Source organism: Streptomyces sp. NPDC051963, assembly GCF_044593495.1.
Lineage (GTDB): Bacteria > Actinomycetota > Actinomycetes > Streptomycetales > Streptomycetaceae > Streptomyces.
Genome location: NZ_JBIUCC010000004.1, coordinates 41,529 through 53,654 on the forward strand (window position 1 = coordinate 41,529; position 12,126 = coordinate 53,654).

The 12,126-nt window shown below is 68.6% G+C and carries 8 protein-coding genes; 4 read left to right on the plus strand and 4 right to left on the minus strand.

Going from position 1 to position 12,126, the window contains the following annotated elements; genetic code table 11:
- Positions 1 to 42: 42 nt before the first annotated feature.
- Together ACIHFB_RS16965 and ACIHFB_RS16970 are read left to right on the plus strand one after the other, a co-directional pair.
- Complete coding sequence (locus ACIHFB_RS16965; RefSeq protein WP_400127197.1) at positions 43 to 1,869, plus strand: AMP-dependent synthetase/ligase; 1,827 nt, start codon at positions 43 to 45, stop codon at positions 1,867 to 1,869.
- 121 nt (positions 1,870 to 1,990) lie between these two features.
- Entirely contained in the window at positions 1,991 to 2,821 is an 831-nt protein-coding gene (locus ACIHFB_RS16970) for an aldo/keto reductase (RefSeq protein ID WP_400127198.1), read from the plus strand.
- A gap of 50 nt (positions 2,822 to 2,871) precedes the next feature.
- On the opposite strand, the gene ACIHFB_RS16975 is transcribed toward ACIHFB_RS16970, so the two are convergent.
- Together ACIHFB_RS16975 and ACIHFB_RS16980 are read right to left on the minus strand one after the other, a co-directional pair.
- Positions 2,872 to 3,573, minus strand: coding sequence for an SDR family oxidoreductase (locus ACIHFB_RS16975; protein ID WP_365273586.1), 702 nt, complete (start codon positions 3,571 to 3,573; stop codon positions 2,872 to 2,874).
- A gap of 143 nt (positions 3,574 to 3,716) precedes the next feature.
- Positions 3,717 to 4,610 carry a class I SAM-dependent methyltransferase gene (locus ACIHFB_RS16980; RefSeq protein ID WP_400127199.1) on the minus strand — a complete coding sequence of 298 codons (894 nt, stop codon included), beginning with the start codon at positions 4,608 to 4,610 and terminating at the stop codon, positions 3,717 to 3,719.
- Positions 4,611 to 4,749: 139 nt separating this feature from the next.
- On the opposite strand from ACIHFB_RS16980, the gene ACIHFB_RS16985 reads away from it, so the two are divergent.
- Positions 4,750 to 5,520, plus strand: a complete 771-nt coding sequence (locus ACIHFB_RS16985; protein ID WP_400127200.1) for a phytanoyl-CoA dioxygenase family protein — start codon at positions 4,750 to 4,752, stop codon at positions 5,518 to 5,520.
- A 112-nt stretch (positions 5,521 to 5,632) separates the two neighbouring features.
- On the opposite strand, the gene ACIHFB_RS16990 is transcribed toward ACIHFB_RS16985, so the two are convergent.
- Positions 5,633 to 7,345 carry a glycoside hydrolase family 6 protein gene (locus ACIHFB_RS16990; protein ID WP_400127201.1) on the minus strand — a complete coding sequence of 571 codons (1,713 nt, stop codon included), beginning with the start codon at positions 7,343 to 7,345 and terminating at the stop codon, positions 5,633 to 5,635.
- Between the two features lie 93 nt (positions 7,346 to 7,438).
- Positions 7,439 to 8,926, minus strand: a complete 1,488-nt coding sequence (locus ACIHFB_RS16995) for a cellulase family glycosylhydrolase (protein WP_365273598.1) — start codon at positions 8,924 to 8,926, stop codon at positions 7,439 to 7,441.
- Positions 8,927 to 9,179: 253 nt separating this feature from the next.
- On the opposite strand from ACIHFB_RS16995, the gene ACIHFB_RS17000 reads away from it, so the two are divergent.
- Entirely contained in the window at positions 9,180 to 12,095 is a 2,916-nt protein-coding gene (locus ACIHFB_RS17000) for a glycoside hydrolase family 48 protein (RefSeq protein WP_400127203.1), read from the plus strand.
- The last annotated feature ends 31 nt before the right edge of the window (positions 12,096 to 12,126 follow it).

Here is a 12,126-nt window from a genome sequence, read left to right on the forward strand (position 1 = left end):
TTTCACGGCCTGCGGAGCGTCACCAGGAGCGGGGAGCGGGGTTTGCGCGAGTTCACCAACCCTCCGTTGGCGTTGGCACCGCCGGTGGGCGGACTGGCCGATGTCGTGTTTCAGCACGCCCAGGAGGACCCGCTCTACGTCGCGCTCGGCCGCAAGGACGAGCTGGGTCAGTGGCGGGATGTCACCGCCGCGGAGTTCCGTGACGAAGTGCTGGCCCTCGCCAAGGGTTTGCTTGCCCGAGGCATCCGGTTCGGCGACCGGGTCGCGATCATGTCCCCCACGCGTTACGAGTGGACGCTCTTCGACTTCGCGCTGTGGACGATCGGCGCCCAGGTGGTGCCGGTCTATCCCACGTCCTCGGCAGAGCAGTGCTTCTGGGCGCTGTACGACGCCGAGTGCACGGCCGCGATCGTGGAGCACGAGGACCACGCGATGACGATCGCCACCGTCATCGACCGGCTGCCGCAGCTGCGCCAGCTGTGGCAGCTCGACTCCGGGGCCGTGCAGGAGCTGTACGACGCCGGCGCCCACATCGAGGACGAGATCGTGCACCGGCACCGGCAGGCGGTCACCCCCGACTCGGTCGCCACGATCATCTACACCTCGGGGACGACGGGCCGCCCCAAGGGCTGTGTCATCACGCACGGCAACTTCATGTACGAGGCGGACACGGTCATCGACCGCTGGGAGCCGGTGTTCCACTCCAAGAAGGGCGACGAGGCGGCCACCCTGCTGTTCCTGCCCCTCGCGCACGTCTTCGGGCGGATGGTGCAGGTGGCCGCGATCCGCGGCAGGGTCCGCTTCGGCCACCAGCCGCAGCTCAACGCGGCGGCCCTGCTGCCGGACCTGGCCGCCTTCAAGCCGACCTTCTTCCTCGCCGTGCCGTACATCTTCGAGAAGGTGTTCAACGCCGCCCGCCGCAAGGCCGAACGGGAGGGCAAGTCCGGGCCCTTCGAGCGGGCCGTCGAGATCGCGGTGAAGTACGCGGACGCGGTGGAGGCCAAGGCATGGGGCATCGGCCCCGGCCCTTCGGCGGGTCTGCGCATGCAGCACCAGCTCTTCGAGAAGCTCGTCTACGCCAAGGTGCGCGCGGCCATGGGCGGCCGGGTCCGGCACGCGATGTCGGGCGGCTCGGCGATGGACCGGCGGCTCGGGCTGTTCTTCGCGGGCGCGGGCGTGCAGATCTACGAGGGCTACGGCCTCACCGAGTCGACGGCGGCCGCGACCGCCAACCCGCCCGAGCGCACCCGCTACGGCACCGTCGGCCAGCCCATCCCCGGTATGACCGTGCACATCGCGGACGATGGCGAGATCTGGCTGCACGGCGCCAATGTCTTCCACGGCTACCTCAACAACAAGAAGGCCACCGACGAGACCCTGCACGACGGCTGGCTCGCCACCGGCGACCTGGGCTCCCTCGACGAGGACGGCTATCTCACCATCACCGGCCGCAAGAAGGAGATCCTGGTCACCTCAGGCGGCAAGAGCGTCTCGCCCGGCCTGCTGGAGGAGCGCGTACGGGACCATCCGCTGGTCTCCCAGTGCATCGTCGTCGGCAACGACCGCCCGTACGTCGCCGCCCTGGTCACCCTCGACCAGGAGGCCGTCGAGCACTGGCTGACGATGCGCGGCAAACCCCAGATGTCCCCGGCCCAGCTGGTGCGCGACGCGGACCTGGAGACGGAGGTGCGGCGCGCCGTGGTCGCGGCCAACACCCTGGTCTCGCAGGCCGAGTCGATCCGTACGTTCCGGATACTGGCGCAGCCGTTCACCGAGGAGCACGGGCTGCTGACGCCCTCCCTGAAGCTGAAGCGCAAGGCGATCGAGAACGCGTACGCCAACGAGGTCGAGGCGCTGTACCGGGCGTAGCGGCGGCCCACACCGCCGATACCAGTACATTTCTGCGGATTCTTCGGTCAGGAATGCATCACGGCTCGTGATCGTTGACGATGTCAGTACCACCTGACGACAACCGAAGGATCGAGAGCGCGTGAGCAGCAAGGTCCCCCCGATCATCCTCAACAACGGTGTCGAGATGCCCCAGCTGGGCTTCGGCGTCTGGCAGGTGCCCGACGACGAGGCCGAGCAGGCGGTCGCCACGGCGCTGGAGGCCGGGTACCGCAGCATCGACACAGCGGCGATCTACGGCAATGAAGAGGGCACCGGCAAGGCGATCACCGCCGCCGACATACCCCGCGAGGATCTCTTCGTCACCACCAAGCTCTGGAACAGCGAGCACGGGTACGACTCCACCCTGCGCGCCTTCGACGAGTCCCTGCGCAAGCTCGACCTGGACTACCTGGATCTGTACCTGATCCACTGGCCACGACCGGCGACGGGCAACTTCGTCGACAGCTACAAGGCGTTCGAGAAGCTCCTCGCCGACGGCCGGGTCCGTGCCATCGGCGTCTCCAACTTCCTGCCGGAACACCTGGAGCGGCTGATCGGCGAGACGTCGGTCATTCCGGCGGTCAACCAGATCGAGCTGCACCCGCACCTCCAGCAGCACGCCTCCCGCGAGTACCACGCGGAGCAGGGCATCGCCACGGAGGCCTGGTCGCCGCTCGGCTCCGGCCAGGGTCTGCTGGAGGTCCCGGCGGTCGTGGCCATCGCGCAGAAGCACGGCCGCACCCCGGCTCAGATCGTGCTGCGCTGGCACGTCCAGCTCGGCAACGTCGTGATCCCCAAGTCCGTGACGCCGTCCCGGATCAAGGAGAACATCGAGGTCTTCGACTTCAGCCTGGACACCGAGGACCTGGCGGCGATCAGCGCGCTGAACGAGGACCGGCGACTCGGTCCGGACCCGGCCACGACCGAGTGACGCCACGCGGCACCGGGCGGGCGGCCCGTTGACGGGCCGCCCGCACTGGGTCAGTTGGGCTGCCCGATCGGGCGTACGACCACGGTGTTGATGTCGACTCCGGCCGGCTGCCGCATCGCCCAGACGACCGACTCGGCGATCTGGTCGGCGGTCAGGAGATGCCCGGGCGGCAGGCTGCCGTAGCCGTCCCAGAACGGGGTCTCCACCCGGCCCGGCGCGATCAGGGTCACCCCGACGCCCCACTCGGTGACCTGCCGCCGGGTGTTCTCGGCGAGCCCGGTCACCGCCCACTTCGTCGCCCCGTAGATGTTGCCCGGCGTGTTCACGAACCCGGCGACGCTGCCGACCAGCACGATCCGGCCCCGCGTCTCCTTCAGGGCGTCGACGGACGCACGGATGAGCAGCGCCGGACCGAGCACATTGGTCAGCACCATCTCGGTCCACCCCGCGGGATCACCCTCGGCGACCGAGTCATGGGTGGCGAACCCGGCGTTGGCGACCACCGTGTCGAGCCGCCCGAACTCCTTCAGCGTGGCCTCGACGGCCCCACGCACCTGGTCGTAGTCGGCCGCGTCGCCGGCGATCGTCAACAGCCCCTCGGGATCCCCGAGTTCCTCGGCGAGGCCGCGCAGCCGTTCCTCACCACGGCCGGTGACGGCCACCCGCTGCCCGGCGTCGAGCAGCCGCCGGGCGACCGCGGCACCGATGCCGCTGCCGCCGCCGGTGATGAGCGCGACCGGTGAGTCGGTCATGGTTTCCCCCTGTGTCTCGTGAACGTCTCAGCGGAACGTGTCCCGGAGGATCGCGTCCCGGTGGAACGTCTCTCGGTGAACAGCGGGGAGTCCATCACTTGGAGCGCTCTCCAAGTCAAGAGGCGCAGGTTGCCGAACCGCCGTCAGCCGCTCCGCACGGCCGTGTGCACCGTACGCGCCGCCAGTACGAACAGGTCCGTCCGGTGGTGCACGCTCGCCTTGTCGTCGGGGTCGAGGAGGCGGTCGAGGGTGGCGCGGTCGGTGGCGTCGAAGGTGTCGCCGAACCGCTCGCGGATGCGGGAGAGGGTGGCGGCGGCGACGGTGCGGGCGCGGTCGGGGGTCGGGGCGGGCAGGTCGAGGAGGAAGCTTCGGGTGCCGGAGGGCTTCAGTCCGGCGGCGGTCAGCAGTGCCGGCCAGTCCTCGACCACGGCCACGCTGCCCGGCAGGGCCGCCCGCATCTCGGTGAACCACTCCTCCTGCATGGCGTCGATACGTGCCTGTAGGCCCGGGCGCCCGATTCCGATGTCGCGCGGCAGGAACCTGGTGGGCAGGCCGCCCTCCACCAGCGCGAGCGTGCCGCCGGACACCAGCCGTTCGGCGTAGGCCGCGATGGCGGCGCGCTGGTCGCCGAGGTGGTGCAGGCTTTGGCTGGCCCAGATCAGATCGGCGGGGTATTCCAAGTCGCCCATGGTGTCCGGCAGTTCACCGGTGAGGGTACCGAAGCGGTCCGCGACGCCGAGCCGCTCCGCCCTTGCACGCGCCATTTCCAGCAGTGGCTCGGAGCCGTCGACGGCGACGACCCGGGCGCCGGGGAAGGCGTCGGCGAGCAGACAGGAGACGACGCCGGGTCCGCTGCCCGCATCGACGATCAGCCCCGGCTCGGTCTGTTTCTTGCCCAGCCAGGCGAGTGCGTGCTCGTGCAAGGGCGTGTACAGCTCCGCCTGGGCCTGAAGCAGCGGGGCCATCTCCGCCCAGTCGATGTCGGTGTGCTCGTGCTGGTGATCATGCGTGTGCTGGTGCTGGTGCTCGTGCGCCATGGTCGTCGGCCTCTCGTCCGGGTACGGCCACAGCGTGCGCCGACACACCCCGAACAGGCAAACACTGTTGCCGCTACAGCAAAGTCGTGGCGCCGAAAATCAGATGCGCCGCCCTTCGCCGGTCGCCCACGATGGCCCCATGGACGACGAGATGGTGGAGCGGTTCCTCGAGGACGGGTTCGTGAAGATCGAGGGCGCCTTTCCGCCGCGCGTCGCCGAGCACTGCGCGCGGCTGCTGTGGCGGGAGACCGGGTACGACCCTCAGGACCCCGGCACCTGGAAGGACCCCGTGCACTGGGTGTACGACATGGCGCAGGGCCCGTTTGCGGCGGCCGTCAACTCCCCTGTCCTGCATGAGGCGTTCGACGTGCTGGTGGGTGAGGACCGCTGGCAGTCGCGCTACTCGCTGGGCAGCTTCCCGCTGCGGTTCCCGCACGAGGAGGAACCGGACGACGCGGGCTGGCACATCGAGGGCAGCTACTGTCCCGAGGGCGCCGAGCACGCGCACACGAACCTGCGCTCCAAGGACCGCGCGCTGCTGATGCTGTTCCTGTTCAGCGACGTCGCAGAGGACAACGCCCCGACCCGCATCCGGGTCGGCTCGCACCTCGACGTACCGCAGGTCCTCGCTCCGTACGGCGAGGCGGGCGCCTCCTTCCTGGAGCTGGGCCCGAAGGTCGCCGAAGCCTCCGCGCACCGCCCCCTCGCCCACGCCACCGGCCGCCCCGGCGACGTCTACCTCTGTCACCCCTTCCTGGTCCACTCCGCCCAGCCGAACCACGGCACCCGCCCCCGCTTCATGGCACAGCCACCCCTGCATCCGACGGTGCCGTACGAGCTGGAGCGGGCCGACGCGAACTACTCGGCGGTGGAGTTCGCAATCCGCCGGGGCCTGGCCCAAGAGAACTGACTGGACCCCGGCGGATTACAGCGCCCCGTCAGGGGCGCGGGGCTGTATCTATATGCGGCTCCGCCGCGCGGGCGCGATCAGCCACAGCGGACCGGCAGTCGCAGTCATCGCACTACGACAACGGCGGGTAGGCGTTCTGCATCAGCTGCTGGAACTGGGCCGAGAACCAGTGCCCCGACAGCGGCGAGTTCGGCAGTGCGCCGGACAGGTTGTTGCCGTTGCGCGGGTTGCCCGTGTACGTCGGGTCGCACATGCGGTCGAAGCCCTTGCCCTCGTCGTTCGGGATCGCCGTGCTGGACCCGTCGGACTCCCCCGGCGGCTTCATCCACACGTAGGCGTCGATCCCGGCGGCCGGACCGGCCTGCGGACGCTCGCCGAGGCCGGCGCCGGACTGGTTGCACCAGTTGCCGATGTGGATGCGGCGGTCGTAGCGGCCACCGTCGATGTAGGTGTCGACGCTGGTCGTCGCACCGGGGCCGGCGGGCCGGGCGGAGCCGCCCCAGCCGTTGCGGGAGGTGTCGATCAGCATGCCGATCCCGGAGTTGAAGCCGGTCGTGACGAGCTGGTTCCGGAAGGCCTGGGCGAACGACAGCTCGTCGACGTACCGGTTCCAGTCGACCCACTTCGACTGGCGCACAGAGGTGCCGCCCACGGTGTCGTCGATGGTGAAGTTCTGCTCCTTGAGGGCGCTGTAGTTGGCCGTGTTGGCGATGAAGCCGTGCACGTCGTTCACGGTGGCGCCCTCGGCGGTGGCCGCCTCCTTCATCACGGTCGCGGACGCGGCGAAGTTGTCGTCCCAGCCGATCCAGCCGTGGTGCCCGGCGTCGATGTAGTTGTAGACGTTGGGCACGTCGCCCAGCTCGCTGAGCGCGTAGCCGACGCCCTTCACGTAGTTGCCGTTGGCCTTCATCACGTCGCACTCGGGGGTGGCCGTCGGACGGCTGCCGGTGTTGGTGACGAGGTTGGGCAGCGAGTCGATCTCGATCGTGGTCACGATCCGCAGGGCGGCGTACTTGGCGTCGGCCAGGATCGCGGCGATCGGATCGATGTACTCGGTCTTGTACCGGCCGAGCTCCGTCGGGCCCAGCTCGCCGTTGGACGCGAGCGCGGCGCAGTCACGGCCCGGCAGGTTGTAGATCACCAGCTGGACGACGAGTTCGCCTGTGCCCTTCTGCGTCAGCGCCTCGTCGAGGTGGTCGCGCAGCCCCATCCCGCCGCCCACGCCGTTGATCGCGGCGATCCGGTCCAGCCAGACGCCGGTCGGCTGGTTGGAGATCCGGCTGCCGCCCGGCTCGGCGGCGGCCTTCGCGGACCACTCCGGGTTCACGTACACCTTGGCGCCGGAGTACGGGTTGTCGACCCGCGGGCCGGTCGGGTCGGGCGGATCCGTCGGACCGCCGCCGCCGTCGTCGACGTTGCACGTCACGCCGTCGAGCGTGAAGGTCGTCGGCAGTGCGTTGCTGCCGCTGTAGGAGGCGTTGAAGCCGAAGCTGACCGAACCGCCGGTCGCCAGCGTCCCGTTGTAGGACTCATTGGCGGCGGTGACGGCGGCACCGCTCTGGCTGAGCTTCGCGTTCCAGCCGTTGGTGATCGTCTGGTTTCCGGCGTACGACCACTTGAGAGCCCAAGTGGATTTGGCGGCGCCGTTGTTGGTGACCGTCACGGCGGTGGTGAAGCCGGTGCCCCACTGGTTCTGCACCTTGTAGTCGACGGTGCAGGGGACGGCGGCCGTCTCCATCCCGCCGGTGTCGACGGCGAGCGCCGTCCCGGAGGCCCCGGCGACCAGCGCCAGGGCAGCGAGCATCGCTGTTCTCGTACGACTCATGAGTGCGGGTTCCTTCTCCGTGAGGGGAGTTGTCCGAATGAGGGCTTCTCCGGACGGGGGCTTGTCAGGACGGGGGCTCGTCCGGACGGGCGCTTATCCGTTGAGGGCGCGCAGGTGATCGCGCAGCCCGATGCCGTACGACGTGGGAGTGCCGTCGTAACTGGAGATCAGGGCCGGCCCGGAGTTGCAGTTCCAGGTGTTCCAGGTCCAGCCCAGGTAGGACAGGCCACGGTCGTCGAACCACCTCATGACCTGGTCGATGAAGGAGTGCGCGCAGGTGTTCTCGCCGATCTCGCCTGCCACCAGCGGCACTTGGGCCGCGACGGGGGCGAGCGTGGAGTTCCAGCAGCTCTCGTTCGCGCAGGAGTTGAAGTTGTAGACGTGCCAGGCCGCGGCGAGATTGCCCGCCGGGTCGGTGGGCTTGTACGTCAGCCACTGGCTGAGGTCGTTCGAGTAGGCGAGCCCGCCGGCCAGGATCACGTTCCGGGCGCCGGTGGCCCGGACGGCGTCCACGAGGTCCTGCATGCCGGCGACCTCGTAGCCGATGCCCGGGCAGGTGCCGCCGTCCCGCCAGCACTGCCACGCCTGGGTGGCCGTGGAGGTCGCGCGGTCCGGGTAGGGCTCGTTGAACAGGTCGAACACGACCGCCGGATCGTCCTTGAAGGTGCTCGCGACCGAGGTCCAGAAGGACGGCGTGTACTGCATGTCGGGCATCGGCTTCTGGCAACTGGCGTGCACATCGGAGCAACCGGCCGAGTTTCCGGTGTACTGCCCCCAGGACCAGTGCAGTTCGACCATCGGCGTCATGCCGTGCGCCTTCACCTTGGCGACCAGGTCCTTGACGGCGCTGATGTAGTTGGCGCCCGCGTACTCGGGCTTGATGTTGGAAAGGCCCAGCCAGCACTCCTCGTTGAGCGGGATACGGACGGTGTTGGCGTTCCAGTCGGCCATCGCCTTGACGGCCGCGTCGTCCACCGGGCCGTCCCAGATGCCGTAGCCCTGCACACAGGCGAACTCGCCGCCGGAACGGTTCACGCCGAGCAGACGACGCGTGGTGCCGGCGGCGTCCACGAGCTTGTTCCCGGAGACCCGCAGCGCAGGTGGCGCGGCGTCAGGGTCGGGCGGATCGGTCGGTGTCGGCGTGGGAGAGGGCGACGGTTCGGCGTCCACATTGCATGTCGTGCCGTTGAGCCTGAACGACGCCGGCGCGGCGTTGCTCCCCGACCAGGAGGAGATGAACCCGGCGCTGACGCTCGCGCCGGTGGCGAGCGCGCCGTTGTAGCTCTCGTTGGCCGCGGTAACCGTCGTGCCGGACTGGGACCACTTGGCGTTCCAGCCCTGACTGATCTGCCGGCCGCCGGAGAAGTCGAAGGTGAGGCTCCAACTGCTCACCGCGGCCATGTTGTTGGTGATGGTCACGCCGCCCTGGAAGCCGGTCTCCCACTGGCTCGTGACGGCGTACTCCACCGTGCACGCGGGCGTGGCTCCCGACGCCGTGACGACCGGTGCGATCGCGGTGCCGACCAGAGCCACGGCGGCTGAGAGGACGAGTAAAAGTCCTGAACGCGGGGGGTGTCGCATGAGCGAGTCCTTGCAGCTCGGGCGCGTCGTGACGGACGCGTCGACTGATGGAATCGCTCCCACTGGTGCGAAGGAAGGTAGCGCCAAGTGACGGTAAAGGACAGGGGATGCGCTTGACTTTTCCTCAACTCGATCCATCGAATCTTTTCGACTCTTCAAGCACCTTGACCCCTCTTGCGCCCATCCTCACTATGGGAGCGCTCCCACTGGTTCAAGCCTTGACTTCTCCGAGCCGCAAGGAGGAACCAGCACCATGCCCCCAAGAAGGAGACGCCGCGCCGTGCGGCGGTTATGGACCGCCCTCGTGGCAGCCCTCGCCCTCCCCCTCACGATGCTGTCGACAGGGTCGACGCCCGCCCGGGCGGCGGCACTTCAGTGCAGCGTCGACTACAAGACCAACGACTGGGGCTCCGGCTTCACCGCGGACCTGACGATCACCAACCGCGGCACGGACCCGATCAGCGGCTGGACCCTGACGTACGGGTACGCGGGCAACCAGAGACTGACGAACGGCTGGAACGGCACCTGGTCCCAGTCCGGCCAGTCGGTCACCGTGCAGAACGCCCCGCACAACGCGTCGATCGCCGCGGGAGCCGCCGTGTCGACCGGCGCGCAGTTCACCTACAGCGGCAGCAACGCCGCCCCGACGAACTTCGCGATCAACGGCACCACCTGCGCCGGCGCACACCAGCCGCCGATCACCGTGCTGACCAGCCCGACCGCGGGCGCCGTCTACTCGCAGGGCAACGCGATCCCGCTCGCGGCCACCGCGGCGGCGGCCGACAACGCGACGATTCTCAAGGTCGAGTTCTACGACGACACCACGCTGCTCGGCACCGACACCAGCGCGCCGTACTCGCTCTCGGTCTCAAGTTTGACCGTGGGCAGTCATTCGCTGGTGGCGAAGGCCTACGACAGCCTGGGGGCGTCCGGCACCTCCACACCGGTCGGCATCACGGTCGCCTCGGGTCCCGCCGTGGTGGCCTCGACCAACCAACTGGCCGTCCAGCAGGGCAGGACGGGCACGTACCAGGTGAAGCTGTCGACGCAACCGTCCTCCAATGTGACCGTCACCAGCGCGCGGACCAGTGGGAACACCGGTCTGACGGTGACCGGCGGCTCCTCGCTGACCTTCACACCGTCGAACTGGAACACCGCGCAAACGGTTTCGATCACGGCCGCTTCCTCGGGCACCGGAGCGGCGGCCTTCGAGTCCACCGCCACCGGGCATGCGAAAGCGTCGGTAACGGTTACCCAGATCGCCTCGACGAAGCTGTACGACGCCCGTTTCCTGGATCTCTACGGCAAGATCACCAACCCGGCAAACGGTTACTTCTCCCCCGAGGGCGTCCCCTACCACTCGGTCGAGACGCTGATCGTCGAGGCGCCGGACCACGGCCATGAGACGACCTCGGAGGCGTACAGCTATCTGCTGTGGCTCCAGGCCATGTACGGCAAGGTGACGGGCGACTGGTCGAAGTTCAACGGTGCCTGGGAAATCATGGAGAAGTACATGATCCCCACCCACGCCGACCAGCCGACCAACTCCTTCTACACCCCCTCGAAGCCGGCGACCTACGCGCCCGAGCTGGACACTCCGAACGAGTACCCGGCCCGGCTCGACCCGTCGGTCTCCGTCGGCTCGGACCCGATCGCGGCCGAGCTGAAGAGCGCGTACGGCACGGACGACGTGTACGGCATGCACTGGCTCCAGGACGTCGACAACGTCTACGGCTACGGCAACTCGCCCGGCAAGTGCGAGGCAGGTCTGGCGGACACCGGCCCGTCGTACATCAACACCTTCCAGCGCGGCGCCCAGGAATCGGTGTGGGAAACGGTTCCGCAACCGACCTGTGACTCCTTCAAGTACGGCGGCACGAACGGGTACTTGGACCTGTTCACCGGTGACTCCTCCTATGCGAGGCAGTGGAAGTTCACCAACGCCCCGGACGCCGACGCGCGTGCGGTGCAGGCCGCGTACTGGGCGGACATCTGGGCCGAGCAGCAGGGCAAGGGCTCGGATGTCTCGGCGACCGTCGGCAAGGCGGCGAAGATGGGCGACTATCTGCGCTACGCCATGTACGACAAGTACTTCAAGAAAATCGGCAACTGCGTCGGCCCGACCACATGTGCGGCCGGCACCGGCAAGGACGCCTCGTCCTATCTGCTGTCCTGGTACTACGCATGGGGCGGCGCCACGGACACGAGCGCGGGCTGGGCCTGGCGCATCGGATCGAGCCATATGCACGGCGGCTACCAGAACCCGCTGGCCGCCTACGCGCTCAGCAGCTACGCCGACCTGAAGCCCAAATCGGCGACTGGGCAGCAGGACTGGGCCACCTCGCTCGACCGGCAGCTGGAGTTCTACCGCTGGCTCCAGTCGTCCGAGGGCGCGATCGCCGGCGGCGCGACGAACAGCTGGGCGGGCCGGTACGCGACACCGCCCGCCGGGAAGTCGACGTTCTACGGCATGTACTACGACCAGCAGCCCGTCTACCACGACCCGCCGTCCAACCAGTGGTTCGGCTTCCAGGCGTGGTCGATGGAGCGGGTCGCCGAGTACTACCAGCAGACGGGGAACGCCGAGGCGAAGGCGGTTCTCGACAAGTGGGTGGACTGGGCGCTGTCCGAGACGACCGTCAACCCCGACGGGACGTACCAGATTCCGTCCACGCTCCAGTGGTCGGGCCAGCCCGACACCTGGAACGCGTCGAGTCCCGGCGCCAACAACGGCCTTCACGTCACCGTTGCCGACTACACGAACGACGTCGGTGTGGCCGCCGCGTACGCCAAGACCCTGACGTACTACGCGGACCGCTCCGGTGACAGTGCTGCCGCGGCGACGGCGAAGGCGCTGCTGGACGGTATGTGGGACAACCACCAGGACGCGTTGGGTGTCGCCGTGCCGGAGACGCGGTCCGACTACAGCCGGTTCGATGACGGCGTGTACGTCCCGGGCGGCTGGAGCGGCACGATGCCGAACGGTGACGTGATCAACTCGTCGTCGACGTTCGATTCGATTCGGTCGTTCTATGAGGACGACCCTGCGTGGTCGAAGATCGAGTCCTATCTCGCGGGTGGGGCGGCGCCGTCCTTCACGTATCACCGGTTCTGGGCTCAGGCGGATATTGCGCTGGCCATGGGCTCGTATGCGGAGTTGCTGGAGTAAGGGCCGCGGGGCGTTCCGGGGGGCGCGGGTG